This is a genomic window from Acinetobacter tandoii DSM 14970 = CIP 107469, from assembly GCF_000400735.1.
GTDB lineage: Bacteria > Pseudomonadota > Gammaproteobacteria > Pseudomonadales > Moraxellaceae > Acinetobacter > Acinetobacter tandoii.
This window is the reverse complement of record NZ_KE007365.1, coordinates 345996-370784: the sequence shown is the minus strand read 5'-3', so window position 1 is coordinate 370784 and position 24789 is coordinate 345996. Positions and strand designations below refer to the sequence as shown.

Genomic DNA, 24789 nt, shown 5'->3' with positions numbered 1-24789 from the left:
CCTAATTACATTCTAAGAGCATTTAAGATTACCTAAGTCTGTAGTCTTAAGTGCTTTTATTATGTCTGATCAAAACCAAACAAATCTTACAATTGGTCAATTATTAGAATTAAACCAAGGTAAAAATCCCACCCAAATTGCGGATACTGAAGCGCGTGCACGTAAGGCTGCAAAGTCTTTAGGTCTGGACTATTCCAAAATCACACAGACACCCGAAGAGATTGCATCTGTAGCAGATGAGGTAAATACACAAAAGCGCATTAATGATGTAGTTGCCAGTGATCCAGTGTTGGGGAAATATGCACTTGATCCAAATCAGGCGGCAATTTCTCTTGATGATTTTGGCGGCTTAAAGCGTGTCAGTGATTCAGTTCTACTGCTAAAACCTTCGATTACTGAGCCACGTCAAACAGTGGACTACAACGACATTCAGGAGATTTTTAAGAAAGGCACAACACCTGAACAGAAGAAAACACTTCAAAATCTTGGATTGTATGAAGACCCGAGCAAACAAATTCAGCCTAAGGTTCCAAATCAGCACATTCAAGAGTTGAACAAGCCATTATTTCCGCAATCAATAGAACAGACCATTGAGCAGCAGTTCAATGAGATTAAGAAAAGCCATGGCGTTTATGCTGCGGCAAGATTCAAACAGTACATGAGCAATCAGTTGTATTGGGCGAACAATACAGCAAGTGCTGAACCAGTGAATGCTGAGGATCAAGGCAATCGTTATGTGAATGCAACAAAGCGAGGCTATGCATCAATTTGGCAGACGATGGGTGCAGCTAAATTTGCTGTCACTGGTGATGCATCAATGCTTGACCGATTCACACTGTATAAAAACAAGATTCCGCAATCAGGCGAAATGTCACAGGCATTATCAGACATGCAGCTTGCAGCACAGACCAACGATGCAGGGGTATTGGGTGCTGCACAAGAGTTCGTGAAAAATGCTGATTTAGGTTTGTTGGCTGAATTTACTGCTGAACAGTTACCACCAAGCATTGCAGGCTTTGCACTTGGTGCTGGTTCTGGAAATGTTTTATCGCAGACACTGACACGAAGTACTGCGCGTTATGCACCAGTATTGATGAATATGCAAAGAGCTAGTAGTGTGGTTCGTGGTGTAGCACTTGCAGGAAGTTCGATGGAAGGTGCATTGGGTGCTGGTGCGGCTGATTTTGTAGCATCTTACGGTCAAAATATGGCAGAGGCACGCGAGAAGTTTTTAACCAAGGAAGAACAGATTGACTATGCAGCGGCTAAGACATGGGGTTCTGCCAAGTATTCAGCCTTAGGCGGTTTGTTGTTACCTGTTGGCTTTGGTGGTCCAATGCGGACTGTAGGAGGGCAAGCAGTTATTCAATCAGCTGCAGGCATGTATTCTGTTCAAGGTGCAGCCGATGCAGTAGGTGAACAAGCTAATCCTGTAGAAATGGCATTAGAAGGTGTATTGGGCTTGGCAATGTCTGCACCTGAGGTTGCCATTGTTTCGGCTGGCAAGGTCAAGAATCAGTACACAGCACAGTTGGCAATTGATCAGATGTACCAGGAGCAGCAAGCCAATGCTGTTAAGTCCACAACCTTTGCTTCAGTGCTTTCCAATCTGATTAATCAGAATAAGGAAACTAAGACAGCACAACGTGATGAAGAGACAAGCCAATCCTTCATTCGACAAGCTGTAGAAGAACATGGTGCAGTTGGAGAGGTCTACATTGATGGTCAGACCTTCAACCAGTTATTGCGAGATCGAGACCTTGATCCTGAGGATTTATTTGCACGTGCGCCAAGTCTGCAAAACCAGTTAGGTGATGCACAGGAGTTCAATAGTACGGTGCAGATTCCGATTGATGAATTTGTGTCTGCTATGTCTTCGATAGAGGATCCATCAGGCTTTGTGGAGAATATCCGTTCTAATCCTGATATGCCGACATACCTTGAGGCACAGGATATTTTCAATAGAACTACTGAGCAGATGCAAGCGGAAGCGGATGTATTCTTGAATGAACAAGCTGCTTTTGAAGTGGCTGATGATGCACGCGAACAAGTTGCAACAGAGGTGCAAGGTCAATTGGCCGATGTGGGTACATTCAATGCCAAATACAATCGTGCAGCAGGTGAGCTTACTTCAGCATTCTATTCAACCTTAGGTGAGAAGCTAGGGATTACGGCAAAAGAAGCTTTTGATCGTTATCCAATTCGCATTACCAATGAGGTATCAAATAACTCTGCCGAACAGAGTGCAACCTTTAATCAGTCTGAAATGTCACAACAGACTATTTCTTTAGATGACTTTGCTACTGGCTTGAAAGAAAAATACGGTATTGATCTTGGTTTAAAAGGCAACCCAAAAAGTAATTTTATCTCTTTACATAAAATCATTGTTCCAGAAACTGCACGTAGCAAAGGTGTTGGCTCTAAAGCCATGAAGGAAATACTTGATTATGCAGATGCAGCTAACAAAACTATGATTCTCACACCAAGTTCAGATTTTGGGGGGAATAAAAGTCGCTTGGTTGATTTCTATAAAAGACATGGCTTTGTTGAGAACAAGGGCAGAAATAAGGATTATGAAATCAGCGAGACAATGTATCGTTCTCCATTTGGAAAAAAATACAATCAAACCAATGGCGGTACACGTGGCTCAATTACATTCAACATCGGTCAAGATGGATCAACGATTGTTTTAAGCAAAAATGCCGACTTCTCAACATTCGTACACGAGTTGGGGCACCATTTTCTTGAAATGAATATGCAGTTGGCTTTAAGTCCAGATGCACCAGTGCAAATCCGTGAAGATATGGAGACCGTTCTAAAGTGGGCTAAGGCTGATTTTGAAAGCTTGAATGAATGGGATTTCTTCACTGATGCAGAAAAGACAGAAGTGCATGAGAAGTTTGCAGAGACATTTGAGCAGTATGTGTATACAGGCAAAGCACCGAATGCAGATTTAAAGCAGGTATTTAACCGGTTCCGTCAATTCATGATTGCGGTATATCGCAACATTGAGAAGTTCTTAGGCATCAATGACCGTGCTGAATTAAGCAGTGATATCACTGGCGTTATGGATCGTATGCTTGCCTCAGAAAGTTCAATCAAGGAAGCTGAAGCAGCTTATAACCTTGAGATGCTGATTAAACAAGATGATTCAATGCGCTTGGGTATTTCTCCAAAAGATTATGATGAAATGCGTCAGGATCATGAAGCTGCAACTGAACTGGCGATTAATACTTTAGAACAGAAATCTATCCAGAATTTATCCTGGTATCAAAAGCAAAAAACCAAGTACATGCGCACACTGCAACGTGAAGCTAATAAGAAGCGTGAAGCGGTACGAGAGGAAATTGCAAAGGATGTAGCGCAAGAGCCTGTTTATCAAGCCATGGCTTTTCTACGTCAACCTTCTGATCCAAAGCCTAAAACCAACCTGAAAAAAGTTGAGCCTGAGCGTGATAATCTTTTTGAAGCTATTGCCAAATTTGGTGGTTTGGATGCCAACGAAGTTGAAAGCACTTGGGGGATTGATCAACCAGCCACAATTAAATCAGGCGTGGCAAATCAGCCAGTGGTGCGTTCAAGCAAATCTAAAGTTAAAGGCCTATCAATTGAGGCAATGTCTGAACGACTTGTTGAAGAAGGTTATTTAACAAAAGATGATAACGGCAAATTTGATACACGTGAGCTTGAAGATAAGTTCTCTGAACAGCTTATTAGTAACAAGCAATACTCAAATCAGGTTGATCCTGAGCTCTTAGATTACTCACAAGACATGGATATCTTGCAGCGTTATTCAGAAGGCTTGGTAACTAAAGCGAAACTATCTCTGGACTGGATTGAAGCCAAGTATGGACCAGATAGTGAAATTTTCAATCGCATCTCTAAAGGTGCCTATGGTTTTGCACAGCGTGGCGGTGAAAACCCTGATTTGGTTGCTGAGATGTTTGGCTATGAAAGTGGTGATGCATTAGTGCGAGACTTAATCAGTGCACCAACACCTAAGCAGCGCATTGAGCAATTAACTGATGAACGTATGGCTGTGCAGTATTCGGAGTTCTACGATCAGCAAAGTATTGTTGAAGCGGTTGAATCGGCCTTACATAATGAAATCCGTGCACGTGTTTTATCGGCTGAAATGGCGGCTTTGAATGGTCTTTTAGGCAGAAAATCAGCTTTAAATGAAGCTGCAAAATCTGTGGCACGTGACATGATTCAACGCCAAAAATTAAAAGATATTCGACCACATCTACGTGCTCAGGATGATGCACGTTTAGGAAAGATGGCAAGTGATGCATTCCGCAAAGGTCAATCTGTGGAAGCGGCAAGACATAAGCGAAATCAGTTGGTTCAGTTCTTTGCGACCAAATACAGCTACGATGCAAAGGACCAAGTGCAAAGCCATTTAAACCTTGTCAAAAAGGTCTTTGGCAATAATGAAAAATTAGCCAAAAACCGTGATTTTGATATGGTCACAGCGGCACGTGCAATTTTAGGTAAATATGATTTAGGAAGAGAATCCACCAACTATGAACATCAATTGGATTTGATTCGCAAATATGATCCAACCACCTATGCAGAGATTCAGAACATAGGTGCTTTGCCTGAAAACCAAAGTTATAAAGAACTCACATTAGAGCAGTTTAGTGCTGTTATGGCAGCAGTCGAAACGCTTTGGCACCGTTCACGTGAAAACAAAGTCTGGCACACCACCAATGAAGCGATTGAGCGCGAACAGGTACGTGATGAGTTGATTCAACAGTCTAGCGGTAAAAAGAGCGTTGAGAAGATTCAGCAAGACATGCTCGGAAAAGACAAGACAGCAGAACTTAAAGTTAAGTTTATGGAGCTTGGTGCTTCGGCTAAACGTGTGGATCAGGTTGTAACGTGGTTAGATGGTGGTGTCACTGGAAAGTACCGTGAGTATTTGATTAACCCGATGCAAGATGCATTGAGCAAGTACCGCATTGAAAAAACTAAGATGCTAGATGATGTTGTTAAGATTTTTGAGGGCTTTGGAAAGTTAGATAATTCAAAGATTGCAGCACCTGAGTTGAATAATTACACATTCGTGGGTAAGCAGGCTTTGATTCATGCCATTTTGCACACTGGCAATATGAGCAACAAAGAGCGTTTAGTGATTGGCTATGGTTGGGGTAGTCGTCTTGAAGATGGTTCTGTGGATTTCAGTCAATGGGATCAGTTCTTTAATCGTATGATTGCTGAAGGCACAATCACTAAAAATGATATGGACACGGCTCAAAAACTTTGGGACCTATTTGATCGATATAAAGGACAGGCTCAATTAACCCATAAAAAGATTAATGGCCGTTATTTTGATGAGTTGCCAACGTCACCAATCAGCACGCCATTCGGTGAATATAAAGGTGGTTATGTGCCTGCATCCTATGACCGCATACGTTCAAATGAGCAAGACCGTATCCAGGATAAAAACCTTGCAGAAAACAACTTGCAGGCTTTGGATATTGCGACTACGGGTGCCAACTTTACTAAGTCACGTGCAGATCGATACAGCGACATGCTTGAACTGGATTTATCGCGCTTACCTAGTCACTTAGATAAAGAGCTTCGCTATATCCATCTTGAACTACAGATTCGCCAAATTGGGCGCTTATTGTTGAATAAGGATTTCCGTAATGAACTTGAGCGAGTCTTGCCGTTTGCGACAAAGCAAATCTTTAACCCTTGGCTAAAAGCAATTGCTGACCAGTCTGTTGATCAAAGCACTGACTCAAGATTATTGGACAATGTATTTAAGGCTTTGCGTCGGAATACAGGTATTGCAATCATGGCAGGTAACTTGAAAAACGCCATTGAGCAGTTCACTGGATTTGCACAAGTAGCTGTTGCGGTACCGCCAAAGCTTCTAATCAAAGCCCAAGGTGAATACTTTAAGTCTGTAGTGACTCGCCAGCACATGGCAGAGCAAATCATGGAAATGTCGGACTTCATGAAAACCCGATGGGATCAGGCGGCAGACGAATATCGCTATGCTGTAGACGACATGGTTTTTAATAAGAATGCGGTTCAGACAGTTAAAGATTTTACGATGAAACATGCTTATGTATTGCAGACCACCATTCAAAGACCAATGGAAGTTGTTTCATGGCAAGCTGCGTTCAATCACTATACTGAGATGGGTTTGAATCAATATGATGCTGTACACGCAGCAGATGCGGTAATTCGCCAATACATGACGGATATGTCACCTGAAGGGGTATCCAACCTTGAGCGTGGCTCACCTGCGAAGCGCATGTTCCTGATGTTTTACAACTGGTTCAACATGGTTTGGAACACTGCAAATACAGAAGTGAAGCTTGCACTTGAAGCTACGAATGGTAGTTGGGTGAAGGCTTCACCACGATTAGCTTATGTGGCACTGATGATGATCTCTATCCCTTCAATGCTTTCTGAATTGCTTGGTATTATCTTTGCAGGTGGTTTAGAGGATAGTGATGATGACGGTGAAAAATGGGATGATCTGTCTGCTAAATTAGCATTATCACAATTCAAGATGCTTTCAGCATTTGTGCCATACGCAGGTAATGTGGTGAATGCTGCTATCAGCAACACGGATGATAATGTCATGAATGACCGCTACACAGCATCACCTGTGTTCAGTATGGGTGAAAGCGGTTTAGGTCTAATTAAGCATGCCAAAACTGCTTTGGACGAAGAAAAGGAAGTCAATCAAGGTAAGGCTGCTAAAGACTTTCTGAACACTGCAACACTCACCACTGGCATTCCATTTGCTGTGCTTGGTAAGCCTTCTGGCTATTGGTTGTCAATTTCACAAGGGAAGAAGGAAGCACCTGAGAGTATGTATGATGCTGCACGTGGGACAATTACAGGGAAGCACGCCCCTGAAGAATAAGTCTGTTGACAGTCCATGGCCTTGAACAGCCCTATTGTTTAAGAGCTTACATAGAATTGGTTGTAGAAATTACAACCTTTTTTATTGGTGGAAACATGACAGTTCAAGTTACCGATCGACTTAGTCAGCTCTATGTTGGTAATGGGGTAAATACACGATTCGATTTTACATTTCGAGTATTCAATCAGGAAGATGAAACAGGTGTAGCAGTCCGTGTAAAAGCTGGTGATGACTTCGAATTCATGGATGAGGCTTTATATGCTGTCACTATGAATGAAGGAAACTTGGGGGGATATATCACATTTGTTGAAGCGCCAGACACTTCAACATTTTTTTATGTAGGAGGCAAAACCCCTGTAGATCAGCTTTTAGACATTACAAACTACGACAACTTTTACCCTGATGCATTAGAACGTGCTTTGGATAAGCTCACAGCAATCTTGCAAGAGTGGAAGCATCTCGTTGATTTTGAGACACAGGCGCGAATTTTAGCTGATATTTCTTATGATGAATTAGCTCAAACAAGAGAAGCGGATTTAAAGGCGTACATTGATGGCATTGCAAGCTCTATCATTGGTGAGCCTGTTGTGGGATTACCATCCCAGTTTGTTCAAGACGGCACTCAAACACAAAAACAGATTAATGATTTGACTATTCAAAAAATAGAATCATTAAGCCTTTTAAGAACGTTAGTTCCACGTATAGAAGGGCAATTGGTGCAAGTTCTTCAGCATACAAGTGATTCTGTAGGTGGTGGATTATTTAAATATAACTCTGTACGTGCACTTGAAGATGATAATGCAACAGTTGTCATGGGGTGGGAGCGTGTAGATACTAAAAATCTGAGTGTATTTGATTTTGGTGCGTTGACAGGTATTAATGCCACAGTAGCGATAACAGCCGCAGATACATACGCAAAAGCCAAAAGTTTAAAAATTTTAATTCCCGATAGTCAGACATTTTCTTTAGACAATTCGAATGTTGATACTGCAAATTTTAATGGCAATGGGGATTTAAGATTTATTAACCATGATCGGGTGATGAAATCTGAATATCGCAAGGGATCCAATAGAAATGGAATTATTACATTAGAAGATGAGTTCGGTCAGCACGTCGATTCAAGTAACCGTTACAGTGGATTTGGCTGCTCTGCATTAGCAAATGGTAAAGAATATGTAGCTGTTCGATGCGGTCAAAACCACTATTACAATGCTTCTGTTCCGTCCAGTCTTGTTATGTATATCATTGATCGAAACAAGAACAACGCGATAAACAAGCAAGTTCTTTTTACAAGTGTAGTTGGTCAAGATATTCGAGATATTAATATCTCAATCATGCCTCAGTATGCTAATCGCTTACTGGTAAAATTTGCCATGCAGACTAGTGCAAGCACATACGATACCTATTTACTGGTATATAACTGCACAAACAACACAGTGGAAAACACTCGCAAGATTTCATTACCAACCAACCATTTTACATGGGGTAATACACTGATTACTCCAGCTGGTTATCTACTTGTTCCTAGTTACGGTTTAGACGGCTCATGCCGTATTTATCGTTCAACCGCAGTTTATGACTACACTTTGACAACTGATATTGCTGTGTCTCAAGCAGCTCAGTTTGAATCAGCTGGCTCGGCAGAGCCGACTATCTGTTATTACGACGATCAACTAATTTGCTTTTGGCGAATGGGTACTGGTGTAAATGGGAAATACAATAAGACTTTCAATCTGGAGGGAAATTCTGGCTGGGGTTCAAACATAAGTATGGCACGCGAAGTTCACGCCCCATATGTTGATCCTTATAACTTTGGAAAATCCGAGCTATTGATGATGTGTTCTTTGGGAAATGCACGTTCATTACTGGCTACATTCGCTACTCAGAATCTTGAAAATTGGTACACAACAGCCCAACTTTATATTGCCGGTGATACCACACTTGCAAGCGGACAAAGTGGTGGTTATCCATCTTTTGTCGATTATGGTGAGAACTTAAGCGTTCAAAGCTACGCTGATTTCCGAAGTTCAGACATGACATTAATGTCTCGTTTAGATGTCCGTTTGACTAAAAAGAATATGTATTCAGCTTTGAATAGCTATGAAGCGCAAAGAGTTACATATGAAAACTCTAGTCTAGCTTGGGGCGAGTATTCACTTGGAACAAGTGCAGCAACAATAGACATAGCAATTGGTTTAAAACGAAGTCTAAGTGTGACGAAAGCTCGTATTCGAATGACAGGCGTAAGTGCGAATACTTTTGCAGAGATTCTTAATAGCTCTGGGGCTGTTGTAGCAACAAGTGCTGTTGCAAGCATTAACACAACGACTTATCAGGATGTCGAGTTTACTTTCACATCAACTGCATTAACTGCGGGCAACTATACTCTTCGCATTCAGCGCCGAGATACTGCAAACCCGTTAGTGTTCAACTGGAATACTAGCTCCATAGTTAAAAAGCGTGTTATTAAAAACCGCATTTTAGATATTTTAGGCTTAATTAGCGCAAGCAGTTCTACTTTGTGGGCTAATGCAGGAATTCATATTGATTTGAGTTAGTGACTAAGAAACAACCGCATACAGCGGTTGTTCTATTTAAGATTCTGTAAGTAATTGTTTATGTAATAATTAAAGGTTGTTTGATCTTTGTATCTGATGTTTGTGACTATTTATTTAAATATATTTGCTACTTAGTTTTATAGTAGAATGCGGATCAATTGTAAAAAACTGATTCTGTATCATAGATGAACAATAAGATTTTGTTGTATTTGGCTGTTTTTTGTATTTCTTTAGACAGCTATTTTCGATTGAGAGGGGTGGTAGGTATAGGATTTTTACTCCTATATTTGTTAACTATCCAGTTTAATGCAAGGTTTAATAAGAAATTTTTACTTCCATCTGCTTTAATGGTGGGAGGGTTTATTCTTTATACAGTGCTGGCTTTTTTATTCCCAAACACATATCTACAAATACCTTCTGATAGAGAAGATTTTATATTCAAAATTTTTGATAGATTCTCTCTTATTTTGCTTTTCTTATTGATATGTTGGTCATTTAGCAAAGAGAACTATGCATTAATATTAAGAAAAGTCGCTTTATTTCACATCGCCTATTTGGTTGATGTGTGCTGAAAAAACAGGAGGTTTTAACTTGGTAAACTAAACACACTCATCAGGAGTTTACCATGAGCAAGAAACACAAGACTTACACCACAGAATTTAAAGCTGAAGCCATCAAATTAATTGAAGCCAATCAAGGCAATGTCTCGGAAACAGCTAGACAACTTAGCATTTCAATGCAAACTCTTTCAAATTGGAATACCAAAGCAAAGGCTGGAACTTTAGCAGGTACAAAACAGTATTCACCTGATCTAAACGCTCTACTCGAAGAAAATAAAAAACTCAAACAACAGCTCAAAATAGCTGAAATGGAACGTGAATTTTTAAAAAAGGCAGCAGCGTACTTTGCCAAAGAAAGTCAGTAAGGTACGCCTATATGAAACAAAAAAGATATTCTTTTCCAATTACCTTAATGGCTCGATTACTTCATGTTTCAGTTTCATGTTTTTATGATTGGCTCAAGAGAGGCGTGAGCAAAAGAACGATTCAACGAAATCAACAGACGATATTGGTGAAAATAGCCCATGAGGAGACAAGGCAGAGCTATGGTTATATTCGATTAACCAAATACTTACAAGCTCAGGGCATAAAAATGAGTATGTACGCTGTACGTCAGATAAAAGCGCTGAACCACCTGTATTGTAAGCGACACAAGCGTTTTAAAAGGACTACGAATAGTGACCATAATCGAGCGATCTATGAAAACCTGCTGGAGCAACAATTCTCAATGACTAGACCAAATCAAGCATGGTCAAGTGATATTACGTACATATGGACTGTTGAAGGATGGCTGTACTTAGCAGCGGTAAAAGACCTTTACACGAAACAAGTGGTTGGCTATAGCTTAAATGAGCGCATGACAGCACAGCTTGTTTGTAATGCGCTAAATATGGCTATTCACAATCAAAAACCAACCAAAGAACTGATTGTGCATTCAGACAGAGGAAGTCAATATTGCAGCCATGAATATCGAAATATACTTGAGCAATATGGTTTTCAAGGTTCAATGAGCAAGCGCGGAGACTGTTACGATAATGCACCGATTGAAAGCTTTTGGGGAATACTGAAAAATGAGTTAGTGCATCATTACAACTATCAAACCAGAGAAGAAGCCAAAGCAGATATTATAAAATACATTGAATTATTTTATAATCATCGAAGAATTCAAAAGGGTTTGGGTTTTAAGACACCAAATCAAATGGCCGAAGACTTTTATAAGTTGGCTGCCTAGAATCTCCCAAGGGAAAGTCTCCTGATAATTCAGCGTATATCAAACGCATCACAGCAGAATTGCAAGCCTATGCAGATTGTATGGTTCGATGTGAAGTACGTTTATATAGTCAGCATTTACGTGATAACAATTTAAATTATGGTTATGTTTGGGATCATGATTTAGTTGTGAAAACCGTTGATGAGCAACATGCACTATTGAATTTACCACCTCCAATAGCTGAAAAGGACTTACCTTCGAAGTATGTAAGATTCTTGGCAACCTATAAGCAGGGAGCATTGCCAATAGCCTATACAGCATCTACTACAGCGCGATATAAGCGTGATTTAGCTAAGGACTATGGGATATTGGTATGAATGGAAAACGTAGCAATAACACGCAATATAACGATTTTAAGGGGGTATAGAATAGATGCAAAAGTTAAGATTAACGATGAATGAAACTTGCCATTTTTTATCAGTTCAGCGAGATAAGCTGAATAAAATGGTAAATGATGATCCTAGTTTTCCTCGCCCTATTAAAGAGGGTGTGACCAGACAAGCTGCTGTGTATTTTGATCACAGTGAATTGATTGAATGGTGGGAAGTGCAAAAGCAGGCTCGATATAGTTGATGTTTTAAAGAGACCAAGGTGATGGAAGTTGCCTTGGTTTTCTTGTATAGATTACTACAAACTCAGTATCTTTTTTAATATCAATTTCTTGGAAATGTTTTAAAAATCTCTGTGTTACATTTTATAATTATCTACCAGATGCTTTAGTCATGATTTCTTTTGGAGTATTGAACCTTGTTTAAAGATAGTGATATAGAAAAATATCCATTTAAAGATATTCCTCTTAATAGGGATTGTTGTCTTATGAGTGAAATCTATATGGAGGAATTTGATGTAGAGCTTGGGAAAATGCTCCGTAGAGAAGAAAGTAATCCGTATGTAGTTGGTTCGGTATGCCGAGTGTCTGTTAGAGCCATAAATAGCAATTCTCTGGATCTATCTTGGTATCTCAATACACATACAAGATTTCATGAAATCTCAATAAGCATACCTAAAGATATAGTTAAAAAATGCATAGGTTGTGATGAGTACGGTATAAAACCATATATATTTGTGGACCATGAATGGCTAGAGCATCTTTATTTACGAGAGTATTCTGTATTTGCACTAGTTGATGCTATCGATGTGAAAAATGCTATTAGAGATAACTTTCTTACAAAAGATAAACTTATCGAATTAAGGAATAAAATAGATAGTTTAGCTGAGACTGAAGAGGATATTTCCTTTATTTCTTTCGCAGATAGCTTGATTCTAAAAGCAAACTGGGAAGTTGGATATTTTGATAAGGGGATAGAATGCTCGTATAAGCCTGAGAAAATACTATATGTAATAAAAAAACTTGAGAGTATTTATCAAGAGGTTCTAGGTCTGAAAATTTATGCAGTTCTGACTCAGGGTGGTAATGAATATCATGGAGAACCTTTACTTCATATATCGAAAAATCAAAATCATATTTGTTTAAATAGCTTAGGGATTCCATTTGCTGAACTTATGGCTATTGAAAGCTCCGCGAAAAGTGCAATAAGGGCTGGTATACATCCTCCAATGCAGCTTTATGTGGATGAGCAATTTTATCACTCTATTCAATTTAAGTTTCAGTTTCAGAAGAATGACAAGCCTAGAAACAGCTACTCCGCTATTATGAAATCTAGTCAAGCAAATTATTATTATTCATCTTGTGATGTTTTGTTGGAGAATCTGGATAATAATTAAAGTTAACTTGATAGGCTATAGTTGAGAGAAATCTCGTATTTTTCGATTCTAGTAAGCTGTTTTTTGTATCATTATGTGTATCATTTTGTTTTTAATTTTCATTAAATGTATTGAAAACATAGTCTTATAATTTAGTTTGGTAGAGGATATGCCTACCATCTATTTATCAAAGGTTTATAAGCGAAAACAGTAGCTTATAAGCCTTTTTTAATACCTTTCGTTTGCTTTAGTTGCTGCATTTAATTCTGCTAATAAAGTTTATTTTATGTCGAGATTTGTGGCAAAAACAGATTGGAACGCATTGAATAAAACGTGGTAATTAATTTTTGTACAACTTTGCAAAGATGGTGAGTACACATGAAATTACCTAAGCCTAAGCAGTGTGGAAGTAGTTGGTCTGTATCGATCATGGTCTACAGTAAAAGAGTGTAACCATTCTAGAATTTACTTATAAAATCATGAGCATCATTGAAAGTTTGAAGTGATGAGTAAATAAATAGAATTTGTACTATGAAGCATATAGGATACTTTAAAGCAAAAACTAAGTAAAAGTCACATTGATATACGCTGAATTATCAGGAGACTTTCCCTTGGGAGATTCTAGGCAGCCAACTTATAAAAGTCTTCGGCCATTTGATTTGGTGTCTTAAAACCCAAACCCTTTTGAATTCTTCGATGATTATAAAATAATTCAATGTATTTTATAATATCTGCTTTGGCTTCTTCTCTGGTTTGATAGTTGTAATGATGCACTAACTCATTTTTCAGTATTCCCCAAAAGCTTTCAATCGGTGCATTATCGTAACAGTCTCCGCGCTTGCTCATTGAACCTTGAAAACCATATTGCTCAAGTATATTTCGATATTCATGGCTGCAATATTGACTTCCTCTGTCTGAATGCACAATCAGTTCTTTGGTTGGTTTTTGATTGTGAATAGCCATATTTAGCGCATTACAAACAAGCTGTGCTGTCATGCGCTCATTTAAGCTATAGCCAACCACTTGTTTCGTGTAAAGGTCTTTTACCGCTGCTAAGTACAGCCATCCTTCAACAGTCCATATGTACGTAATATCACTTGACCATGCTTGATTTGGTCTAGTCATTGAGAATTGTTGCTCCAGCAGGTTTTCATAGATCGCTCGATTATGGTCACTATTCGTAGTCCTTTTAAAACGCTTGTGTCGCTTACAATACAGGTGGTTCAGCGCTTTTATCTGACGTACAGCGTACATACTCATTTTTATGCCCTGAGCTTGTAAGTATTTGGTTAATCGAATATAACCATAGCTCTGCCTTGTCTCCTCATGGGCTATTTTCACCAATATCGTCTGTTGATTTCGTTGAATCGTTCTTTTGCTCACGCCTCTCTTGAGCCAATCATAAAAACATGAAACTGAAACATGAAGTAATCGAGCCATTAAGGTAATTGGAAAAGAATATCTTTTTTGTTTCATATAGGCGTACCTTACTGACTTTCTTTGGCAAAGTACGCTGCTGCCTTTTTTAAAAATTCACGTTCCATTTCAGCTATTTTGAGCTGTTGTTTGAGTTTTTTATTTTCTTCGAGTAGAGCGTTTAGATCAGGTGAATACTGTTTTGTACCTGCTAAAGTTCCAGCCTTTGCTTTGGTATTCCAATTTGAAAGAGTTTGCATTGAAATGCTAAGTTGTCTAGCTGTTTCCGAGACATTGCCTTGATTGGCTTCAATTAATTTGATGGCTTCAGCTTTAAATTCTGTGGTGTAAGTCTTGTGTTTCTTGCTCATGGTAAACTCCTGATGAGTGTGTTTAGTTTACCAAGTTAAAACCTCCTGTTTTTTCAGCACACATCATGATTACTAGTAAAGACATAGAAATACTAGTTGAAGAGGGAGATTTTCTTCACCATTCATTGCCCGATGGAATGGTTGAAAAATACGTAATAGATGAAGTGATTTCAAATAAGGATACAAATCCACATTACGAAATTTATGTTTCAAAACTGAATTAAATTAATTATTTAAATGATCCATAATGCTCAGATGATGAAAATTATCTGAGCATTGTTTTTGAAAGAAGAATTCTAAAAAGCATAATTGGGTTGGTTTAACCTTTCTTATATGAAATGTTCATAATTAGTCTGTAAAAACATCGATCCATTCAGTTATTGATATTTAAAAATTTGCAAAGTTTAAGGGAAGTTACAAGCAAATAGATCAAGAATTGATTGATCGTCGTATAATATAAAAAGTTATTGGCTAATGATTTGAGAATAAAAATGACAACTATGAAATTTCACTGGTACATGGTTAACTTGAATTTTTTACAAGATAGCAATCCAATCCCTAAAAACCATGTTGTGTTCCTTCCAATGGAAGAGAAATATGAAAACATGAATGCAGCTATGGTGAAGCATTTTTCAATGCTGGGAAAAGATTGGCTAGAAAATAATGGTCATCCGCAAATTATGGACATATTCGCAACGTGTATTACTTATTTAGGGTTTATGTCGAATGAAGAGTTTTATGCGGAATAATTTATATCGTTCATGAAGATTGTTTTAGTTGGACGGTCTCTAAATCTCTCTTCTAATTGGTGTACTGAATGGGTTCATTCGATGAGTTGTATTGTATTTAGACCTCATCTGATCAGACTATTGCTTTAATCACACAGTTAAGTCGAAAGTATTCACTGGTGGTCGATGTTTATAGAGCCTTAAAGACAATATCGTGTGCAGCCATCGAGAGCTATACTGTAATTCATTTAAATCCTATCGCTTGATCGTGAGCATTCATACCAAATGAAAATTACTTTATGGCAGAGTTTTTTTCAATAAGTTTGACTTGATGAATGGATAGCACTTTATACATAGTCCCTAAGGGCAATAGATTCGAAACAGTCATATCAACACTGTTTGCAAACCTAGAGTATCAATATTTCTAGCCGCGTACATTTTAAATATTAAGGATTCTAGTTCCGCATTGGCTCGCGTATTCAGAAACTTTAATGGATATTCACGCTGGGATTTAATTCATCAAGATCTTTGCGCAGAATATTTTTCCCATCATTTGTGTAACATTGGTCTAGAAATGCACATCTTCGACAAACTAGACCTACATTGGTGATCTTTTAAAATAATTTAAGCCATACAAATTGTGGTTTTATTTCTGTATTCATAGACACCAATCATATTGAAAGAATGTCTATGAATCACACAGATAATAATAGTAAATTTAAAAAATACATGTTTTCAATAAATTACACATATATGCTAACTGAATTCAGCTACTCGACAATCTTGGCATTCCTAATATTATCAACATTTTTATTCATTAAATGTCTTACTATATTTTTGAACATTATCCCTTGAATAAAGCTAAGTTGTTGTTGATGTTGGTTATAAAAATCATCAGGGCTATCAAATATTTCAAAATCTTGATTAATTCCTTTATCCTGAATATAAGTATTGCTTAAATTCCAGTCTATAGGCGGATTTTCAAAATTCTCTGTAAAGACCCCAAATCCGCAGAAAATATTTGAAGGACTCTTATACATTTTTTGTAGATTCGTTAGGTATTCTTTATCCAGAATTACCCCTTCTAAAATAAACCAACTTTCATTTACATAGACTTCTACCCAACTATGCAGAATATTTTGTGGAGACAGCTTGTACCAAATGCCATCAATAGCCCCTTTTTGTAAGCTTTTATCGATTGTAAAACCATGCAACCGGGTTGGAATTTTGACGGCTCTTAATAAAGCCATCAATAAAGTCGCTTTGGTGTTGCATTGACCATAACCGTCATTCAAAACAGTAGATGCTGGAATTGAGTCTTTTAAATTATAACCAAATTGAATTTCATCTCTTACAAAGTTATAGATTTGCTTCACTTTTCCAATATCACTCAACTTATGCCATTCTTTCTCTTGAATTAAATTTTTAATGAATGGGTGGTTATAATCGAGTAGTGACGTTGCTTTAAGATATTGTTCCATAATTTATATTCCAAATCTAAAGTGAGTAATTGGATTAAAAACTATGGAGTAAGTCTGAAGTCAAGGTTAAGCAGAGAAATACGCCCCGACCATCTAGATATATTCAAATATGAGTCTATTTAAGAAACTCATATTTTTAACAATAACGACTCGTGTATTGCCCTTATAAAGGATCTAACTATTTTTTGGGTGGAAGGAGGATGGTTCATAAATAACATGGTAATAAGCTTATGTTCGGATAAGTTCGAAATTGACACATAATCAAACAGAATGTGCTTAAGTGAATTAAATTTCTTCTTTGGGTGGAGGCGACTCAATTCGTTGAGTGGGTGTTTAGTGAATAATATATGAAGATCTATCGTCAGATTTTTATGAGAAAAATTTGAAAGGACTTATTTGAAGAATTTTATTTCTAAGTTGTTGAATAATAATGAATAAATTGGTTTTCATTAATGATTATAATTTTGCAGTTATAAATTGCTGGTGCAATAGATTCTGTATGAATGTAGCACACTGAAATATTATTTATAAACAATTGAAAAATATAATTTTTAAATGAGTCGGCTCTATTTGATTTAAACAAAGTGAACTAGAAAAAAATATAGTGTATATTTTACCAATAATTAAAAAATTTATTTTATTATAATGAAAAAGTTCCTTATACCTGTGTTTCTATTGATGGTCTGTATCTTAGGATTGAGCGTATATTACGAATCTGAGAACAGGCAGAAGCAAGAAATTGATCGTTTGATAAACGAAGCACATAGCTCACTCCAAAAAATTGAAGCTGATGCTCAATCAAAAAATATTTTGAGGAAAAAAGATCAATAGCAGTACGAATTTATTTTTGTAATTAAAGATTTAAATTTACTCGTATCTCATTTTTTAAGGCTTAGTCGCTGCCGTGCATAAATTCTAGAAACAACGTGAAAATCAATATGTTATAATCCACGCCGAATTTAAAGAAATGTTTATGTTTTTTATTTAAGCTATTGATTTATAAAGTATAAGTGTTGGGCTGCATAATATATGCAGCTTTTTTCGTTTACTTGAAAAGGAAGCCTTATGTTTGGCAATGACAGTTTCCTTGTTTAGCTTAAAAAAAAGCATTAGATATTTGGCATACCCATTGCTTTAAATTTCGAGAATCAAATGGCAAAAAGTTTATTTTTAGTCCAATTCGGAATTTTGGCATAATGTTTTTTTACAGGGGCTAGGTCATGACGACTCCTAATCCATCTTCAGAAAACGTACTTGAACGCTTATTTAAATTAAGCGAAAACAAGACGACTTTTCGTACTGAAGTTCTTGCAGGTGTAACCACTTTTTTAACCATGTGTTACATCATTATTGTTAATCCAATGATTTTATCCGAAACAGGGATGGATCATGGAGCAGTCTTTGTCGCAACATGTCTCGCAGCAGCGATTGGCTGTTTAGTGATGGGGATTATTGCGAATTATCCAATTGCTTTAGCACCTGGTATGGGTCTTAACGCCTACTTTACCTATTCTGTTTGTATGGGGATGGGGGTGCCGTGGCAAACTGCTTTGGCAGCAGTATTCGTTTCTGGTTTGGTTTTTATTGCCATTAGCATGTTTAAAATCCGTGAAGCGATTGTCAATGCAATTCCAATGTCACTTAAGTTTGCAATTGGCGGTGGTATTGGTTTGTTCCTCGCACTAATTGCGTTAAAGAACTCAGGCATTATTGTTGATAATCCAGCAACACTGGTTGGTTTAGGTGATCTTAAGCAACCGACCGTATTGTTGACGTTGTTTGGATTTTTAATGATTGTGGTACTACACCAGTTTAAAGTGCGCGGTTCGATTATTATCAGTATTTTAGTGCTGACTGCAATTTCTACTGTGATGGGGCTAAGCGAATTCAAAGGTGTTGTAGGCGAAATTCCTTCAATTGCACCAACATTCTTACAGATGGATTTTGAAGGCTTATTTACCGCGAGTTTAGTGGGCGTCATTTTTGTCTTCTTCTTGGTAGACTTATTTGACTCAACAGGTACTTTAGTAGGGGTCGCGCATCGTGCTGGCTTACTGCAAGACGGTAAATTACCTCGTTTGAAAAAAGCATTATTTGCTGACTCAACAGCTATTGTTGCAGGTGCTGCATTAGGTACATCATCAACCACGCCTTATATTGAGTCTTCAGCAGGTGTCGCAGCAGGCGGTCGTACAGGTCTTACAGCCGTTGTAGTTGGTGTTTTATTTATCTTGTGTTTGTTTTTAGCACCTTTGGCGCAGTCAGTACCTAGTTTTGCAACAGCTCCTGCATTGTTATTTGTGGGTGTGTTGATGATTCAGGGGATTACCCATATTGAATGGGATGATATTACTGAAGCTGTACCTGCATTCCTAACGATCGTATTTATGCCATTTTCATACTCAATTGCAGATGGTATTGCGATGGGCTTTATTAGCTATGCGTTAATTAAATTATGTACTGGCAAGGCTTCAACTGTTCCTTATATGGTTTGGATTGTTGCAGTGCTTTGGGCAATTAAATTTGCATTTTTTGGTGGTTAATACCCACACCAATGTTAAGGGTGTAAACTTGTTTACACCCTTTTTCTTTTTTAAGGATAAGGTATGAATCAACTTGAGCTCATCCGTGCTTTACCAAAAGCAGAATTACACGTTCATATTGAAGGGACTTTTGAGCCTGAACTGATGTTTGCAATTGCACAACGTAATCAGATTGAAATTCCTTATAAATCAGTTGAGGAAGTCAAGCAAGCCTATAATTTTCATAACCTGCAATCCTTCCTAGATATTTATTATGCGGGTGCAAACGTACTGGTGCATGAGCAGGATTTCTACGATTTGGCTTGGGCATATTTCGAAAAATGTCATGAAGATCGTGTCATGCATACAGAAATGTTCTTTGATCCGCAAACACATACCGATCGTGGTGTTGCATTTGAAACCGTAATTAATGGTTTACAGCGTGCTTGTGATGATGCTCAAACAAAATATGGTATTAGTTCACATTTAATCATGTGTTTCTTGCGCCATTTAAGTGAAGAAGCTGCATTTGACACATTGACACAAGCGATGCCATTTAAAAATCAAATTATTGGTGTTGGGCTCGACTCTAGTGAAGTTGGACATCCACCTTCAAAATTTGAACGCGTCTTTGCCAAAGCACGTGAAGCAGGTTTCTTGGTCGTTGCACATGCGGGTGAAGAAGGTCCAGCAGAATATGTATGGGAAGCTTTAGACTTACTTAAAGTGAATCGTATTGATCATGGGGTACGTTCAGAAGAAGACCCTGCTTTAATGCAACGTTTAATTGCAGAGAAAATGCCGTTAACGGTTTGTCCACTCAGTAACTTAAAGCTGTGTGTAGTTGATGATATGGCAGAGCATAATATCCGCCGTTTATTGCAGCAGGGTGTGCATGTTACAGTGAATTCAGATGATCCATCATATTTTGGTGGTTATATGAATGACAATTTCATTGCGATTACAGAAGCATTATCTTTGTCGAATGATGAATTGAAAAAATTGGCTCAGAACTCTTTTGAAGCATCATTTATTAGTGATGCTGAAAAGCAAAAATGGATTACAGCAATCCAGAGCCTGTAATTCTTTTAATATAAAAAAACCGCACGAGATTGTGCGGTTTTTTATGATTAGGTTTTACTTGGGTTGGCGGGTCATACTGGTGAGCACACCATCTTTATCGATAAAGTGGTGTTTTAATGCAGCACCAATATGCCCTACAACCAATAAACCTGCTGCCCAAGATAGATAGATGTGTAACGGTTTTACAATTTCCAGTACATCATAGTTTTCTTCTAGAAGGCGAGGAATCTCAAACATATATAAAACAGGTGCAGGATGACCTGCGCTCCAACTGAATAAACACCCCGTGATTGGTAAGGCAAGTAACATCAGGTATAGCGCTAAATGCCTAAGATGAGCCAATACCTTCATTGTCGGAGACATGCTGTCTGGCAGTGAAGGGGCTGGATGCGTATAACGCCAGAAAATACGAATCATGACTAAGAAGATAATGGTCGTAGCAATGTTCTTGTGTAAGGTGATGACGTCACCTTTGAAGCTTCCATCAGTCTCATAGCTTAAAAAGTTCCCACTATAGAAACCAATGATCCAAGCGACAATAAAAATAATCGCCATGATCCAGTGTAAGACCTGCGCGGTACGCGTGTAATAGGGGGATGTATTTTTCATAAAGTATGAGTGAATAGGCTGAATAATTTTTATAATCTTACTGAAGTTAAAATTACAAAAAAATGCAAATTCTGCAACGATGCGTATATTTGTTGCAACGCTGATGTTATTTGATGGGGTTTGTTGCTAAATTGCACAACCAATTGATCATTAAGTCAATCAGGGCTTTTTATTTACTGGTGTTGCGGCACAATAGCGCTACTTTAAATCAATCATCAAGGTAATATTGTGAAAAAAAAATTAGCTGCATTTGCGCCTGTTATTTTAGTTCTAACGGCTTGTGCTACAACAGAAACAGCAACAACTACGGCAGCGACAACCCAGCAAGTAGGGATGGCAGCGATCAAAATTGCAATCAATTCAAAATGTGTGACAGAATTAAATAATACTCCTGCTTGGAAAAAGTCTACACAGCTTATGACTGCTGAGCAAAAACAAAATATTCAAACGGATATTTGTGGTTGTGTGAGCGAAAAAGCACCACAAAATGTGACGACTGTAGATTTGGCGACTGCTGCTATAGACCCTGCAGCACGTGCAACGATAGTCAATAATGTTGTGACGAAAACCATTCAAAGTTGTGTGAGTGAAGCGGTAAATAAATAATTTAAAAAGCTAGGAATCTCCTAGCTTTTTTATTGCAATACTTTTTGTGCTTTATCATATTTTATTTTATATTGTTCAGAACAATAAATGACCTATAAATCTATTTACGTAAAACAAAGGTTGAATAATGATGAAAAAATATAAGTTTTTAACGTGTTTAACTGGAGTATTAATGCTCTCTGCGTGCGTATCTTCACCATTATCTGGTTCAGAATCAGATGGTATTTCTGTGATTCGAATAGCGTCAAACCAAAAATGTATGAAGGAAATTGAGAGTAATCCTACTTGGATTGTAGGTAGTAAACTTTTATCTAAAGATCAAAAACAAAAGAAAAAACGTGAAGTATGTAAATGTGTGGGTGACAATGCACCGAAAATGTTCTCTAAAGAGCAATTGGCTTTAGCAGCAATAGATCCGAAGGCAAAAGATGCTTCTTCGACATTGGCTGCAACAAAAACTTCTGCAACATGCACAGCTGAAATGTTAAAATAAGTATATTGAATATATGATTAATTCTAAGATGGCTGATTTTCCAGCCATTTTTTATGAGAGTAAGACATGCGAGTAGCGGGTGTAGATGAAGCAGGGCGTGGTCCTTTAGTTGGTTCGGTTGTGGCTGCAGCTGTCATTCTTGATCCGAATAATCCAATTGAAGGGTTAAATGATTCTAAGAAACTCACAGAGAAAAAGCGTGAGAAGTTATTTTTAGAGATTCAAGAAAAAGCATTGGCATGGGCAATTGCAGAAGCCAGTCATGAAGAAATTGATGACATCAATATTCTACAAGCATCCTTGTTGGCAATGCGCCGTGCAGTGGAGGCATTACAAATCACACCAGAGCATGTCTTGGTGGATGGAAATAAGATTCCACAAGGTTTAAGCATGAGTTGTGATGCTGTAGTTGGAGGGGATGCATTGCATGCAGAAATTTCTGCGGCCAGTATCTTGGCCAAAGTCACGCGTGATCGAGATATGGTGGCTTTAGATCAGAAATATCCACAGTACGGTTTTGCCAAGCACAAAGGTTATCCAACCAAAGCGCATTTTGAAGCTATTGCGATACACGGTATTATTGCAGAACATCGCCGCAGTTATGCACCAGTAAAAAAAAGCCTTGTCACAATTTGACTAGGCTAGAAAAATTTAAAGCGGCTTAGAAAAGCCGCTTTAGGAGATAACGTTTAATTTTAACGATTAAAGTTATTCTGGGAGTAATTATCTTCTTCAAAAGAAGGCTGATAATCTTGATCGAGATGTTGCAGGTGTTCGTGCATCGCACGTTCATGTTGAATGCGTTGATAGATTTCTTCGCGATGAACTGATACTTCTTTTGGAGCATTTACGCCAATACGAACTTGGTTGCCTTTAACGCCAAGTACAGTAACACTGACTTGATCCCCAATCATTAATGTTTCTCCGACACGTCGGGTCAGAATCAGCATGTTTATCTCCTTGCAAAATGCTAAACCTGCATTGATTAAAAAGTTAAAAAAACACAACCTTCGTTATAAAGAAAATTTTAACAGAACTTATAAAGACAAATAGGTAGGTATTTATAGAATTCTGTTGAAATTTACTAAAACGCCTCTGGGCTAATATAACAGAGCCACTATAGAAAAAACTATAGTGGCTCTGTATTTTTATAGGATTTTAAAGAAATTGTCTTACAAAAGACAATTATCTTTTAAGCGCGTGCGCTTGACTCGCCATGTTCACGGTCTAGACCAAATGCGGTGTGTAAACAACGAACAGCAAGCTCTAAATAGTTTTCTTCAATAAGTACAGAAATTTTAATTTCTGATGTTGAAATCATTAAAATATTAATGCTTTCATCTGCCAATGCTGTGAACATTTTGCTCGCAACACCTGCATGTGAGCGCATACCAACACCAACGATTGAAACTTTAACGATATCATCACGAGTTACAACTTCACAGCCTTCAATGCTGCTGGCTGTTTGCTCTAAAATTGCCTTTGCTTTTGCCAAGTCAGTACGATTTACAGTAAAAGTAAAGTCTGTTGTACCATCTTCTTCTACGTTTTGGATAATCATATCCACTTCGATATTGGCATTGCTGATTGGCGATAAGATTTTAGATGCAATTCCTGGCTCATCAGGAACACCCAAAATAGTGAGTTTTGCTTCGTCACGGTTAAATGCAATACCTGCAATGATTGGTTGTTCCATATCGTCTTCTGCCTCAGTCGTAATTAGTGTGCCTACGTTTTGTTTGAAATCTTCATCAAATGCACCGTCATCATCATTATCAAAGCTTGATAATACGCGCAGTGGAACTTGATATTTACCTGCGAATTCAACAGAGCGGATTTGTAAAACTTTTGAGCCTAAAGATGCCATTTCTAGCATTTCTTCAAAAGAGATACGGTCAACTTTTTTCGCTTTCGGTGCAACACGAGGGTCAGTGGTGTAAACACCATCCACATCGGTATAGATTTGGCATTCATCTGCTTTTAGTGCAGCTGCTAAAGCTACCCCAGAAGTATCTGAACCACCGCGACCTAAAGTTGTGGTGTTGCCATCGGCATCAAAACCTTGGAAACCAGCAACGACAATGACACGACCTGCATCTAAGTGCTCAGTCATTACGTCAGTATCAATCGATTCAATACGAGCTTTGGTAAACGCGCTGTCCGTTTTAATACCAACTTGGCGACCAGTGAGTGACTTAGCTTCAACGCCAATTGAATTGAGCGCCATCGCTAACATGGAAATCGTTACCTGTTCACCCGTTGAGACCATTTGGTCAAGTTCACGTGGGTCAGGGGTGTCCGTAATGGCTTTCGCGAGAGCTAATAAGCGGTTTGTTTCACCACTCATTGCTGATACTACAACCACTACCTTGTGGCCGTGGTCATGCCAGCGCTTCACACGACGAGCAACATTTAAAATGCGCTCGGGGGTACCCATAGAAGTACCGCCATATTTTTGAACGATTAATGCCATAGTTGTTCCATATAAGCCATGAC

The 24789-nt window shown here is 38.1% G+C and carries 18 protein-coding genes; 13 read left to right on the top strand and 5 right to left on the bottom strand.

All coding sequences use genetic code 11. The features are described 5' to 3' along the window. Positions 1–61: 61 nt before the first annotated feature. The 6 genes from I593_RS05595 to I593_RS05560 all read left to right on the top strand — a co-directional run bounded on the left by I593_RS05595 (position 62) and on the right by I593_RS05560 (position 13005). On the top strand, positions 62–6892 hold the full coding sequence (locus I593_RS05595) for an N-acetyltransferase (protein ID WP_016166596.1): 6831 nt from the start codon (positions 62–64) through the stop codon (positions 6890–6892). A gap of 95 nt (positions 6893–6987) precedes the next feature. Further along, complete coding sequence (locus I593_RS20815) at positions 6988–9450, top strand: hypothetical protein (protein WP_016166595.1); 2463 nt, start codon at positions 6988–6990, stop codon at positions 9448–9450. 625 nt (positions 9451–10075) lie between these two features. Beyond that, positions 10076–11241 (top strand): IS3-like element ISAba22 family transposase gene (locus tag I593_RS05575; protein ID WP_085944217.1). Its coding sequence is split into 2 segments (ribosomal slippage): positions 10076–10334 and positions 10334–11241, totalling 1167 coding nucleotides; the frame shifts between segments, so codons are not numbered across the junction. Positions 11242–11321: 80 nt separating this feature from the next. Beyond that, complete coding sequence (locus I593_RS05570; protein WP_016166593.1) at positions 11322–11597, top strand: hypothetical protein; 276 nt, start codon at positions 11322–11324, stop codon at positions 11595–11597. 55 nt (positions 11598–11652) lie between these two features. Further along, positions 11653–11853 (top strand): helix-turn-helix transcriptional regulator, encoded by a 201-nt coding sequence (locus I593_RS05565; RefSeq protein ID WP_016166592.1) that lies wholly within the window; start codon positions 11653–11655, stop codon positions 11851–11853. Between the two features lie 174 nt (positions 11854–12027). After that, a complete protein-coding gene (locus tag I593_RS05560; protein ID WP_026441273.1) occupies positions 12028–13005 on the top strand; it encodes a hypothetical protein in 978 nt (325 codons plus the stop codon). Between the two features lie 600 nt (positions 13006–13605). Here I593_RS05560 and I593_RS05555 read toward each other — a convergent pair. Beyond that, positions 13606–14771, bottom strand: a protein-coding gene (locus I593_RS05555) for an IS3-like element ISAba22 family transposase (protein WP_085944217.1) whose coding sequence is annotated in 2 segments (ribosomal slippage) — positions 13606–14513 and positions 14513–14771 — 1167 coding nt in all. Because the reading frame shifts where the segments join, the coding sequence is not laid out codon by codon here. A gap of 65 nt (positions 14772–14836) precedes the next feature. Between I593_RS05555 and I593_RS20350 the strand changes: the two genes are divergently transcribed. Then, positions 14837–14995 (top strand): hypothetical protein, encoded by a 159-nt coding sequence (locus I593_RS20350; RefSeq protein ID WP_154653733.1) that lies wholly within the window; start codon positions 14837–14839, stop codon positions 14993–14995. A 267-nt stretch (positions 14996–15262) separates the two neighbouring features. After that, positions 15263–15520: a hypothetical protein gene (locus tag I593_RS05545; RefSeq protein ID WP_016166590.1), complete on the top strand. Its 258-nt coding sequence runs from the start codon at positions 15263–15265 to the stop codon at positions 15518–15520. 749 nt (positions 15521–16269) lie between these two features. Here I593_RS05545 and I593_RS05540 read toward each other — a convergent pair. Next, entirely contained in the window at positions 16270–16980 is a 711-nt protein-coding gene (locus tag I593_RS05540) for a transglutaminase-like domain-containing protein (RefSeq protein ID WP_016166589.1), read from the bottom strand. A gap of 1220 nt (positions 16981–18200) precedes the next feature. Here I593_RS05540 and I593_RS05535 point away from each other — a divergent pair. Both I593_RS05535 and I593_RS05530 read left to right on the top strand, forming a co-directional pair. Further along, entirely contained in the window at positions 18201–19523 is a 1323-nt protein-coding gene (locus I593_RS05535; protein WP_016166588.1) for an NCS2 family permease, read from the top strand. 63 nt (positions 19524–19586) lie between these two features. Beyond that, positions 19587–20585, top strand: coding sequence for an adenosine deaminase (locus I593_RS05530; protein ID WP_016166587.1), 999 nt, complete (start codon positions 19587–19589; stop codon positions 20583–20585). 54 nt (positions 20586–20639) lie between these two features. Here the strand turns inward: I593_RS05530 and I593_RS05525 are convergent, their stop codons facing one another. Beyond that, positions 20640–21194 (bottom strand): cytochrome b, encoded by a 555-nt coding sequence (locus I593_RS05525; RefSeq protein ID WP_016166586.1) that lies wholly within the window; start codon positions 21192–21194, stop codon positions 20640–20642. Between the two features lie 228 nt (positions 21195–21422). Between I593_RS05525 and I593_RS05520 the strand changes: the two genes are divergently transcribed. The 3 genes from I593_RS05520 (at position 21423) to rnhB (ending at position 22929) form a co-directional block, all read left to right on the top strand. After that, positions 21423–21800: a hypothetical protein gene (locus I593_RS05520; protein WP_016166585.1), complete on the top strand. Its 378-nt coding sequence runs from the start codon at positions 21423–21425 to the stop codon at positions 21798–21800. 127 nt (positions 21801–21927) lie between these two features. Next, entirely contained in the window at positions 21928–22293 is a 366-nt protein-coding gene (locus tag I593_RS05515; RefSeq protein ID WP_228130564.1) for a hypothetical protein, read from the top strand. A 66-nt stretch (positions 22294–22359) separates the two neighbouring features. Then, positions 22360–22929, top strand: a complete 570-nt coding sequence (rnhB, locus tag I593_RS05510) for a ribonuclease HII (RefSeq protein WP_016166583.1) — start codon at positions 22360–22362, stop codon at positions 22927–22929. A 59-nt stretch (positions 22930–22988) separates the two neighbouring features. Here the strand turns inward: rnhB and csrA are convergent, their stop codons facing one another. Together csrA and I593_RS05500 are read right to left on the bottom strand one after the other, a co-directional pair. Then, positions 22989–23243 (bottom strand): carbon storage regulator CsrA, encoded by a 255-nt coding sequence (csrA, locus tag I593_RS05505; RefSeq protein WP_016166582.1) that lies wholly within the window; start codon positions 23241–23243, stop codon positions 22989–22991. A 242-nt stretch (positions 23244–23485) separates the two neighbouring features. Continuing rightward, positions 23486–24766: an aspartate kinase gene (locus tag I593_RS05500; RefSeq protein ID WP_016166581.1), complete on the bottom strand. Its 1281-nt coding sequence runs from the start codon at positions 24764–24766 to the stop codon at positions 23486–23488. Between the last annotated feature and the right edge of the window lie 23 nt (positions 24767–24789).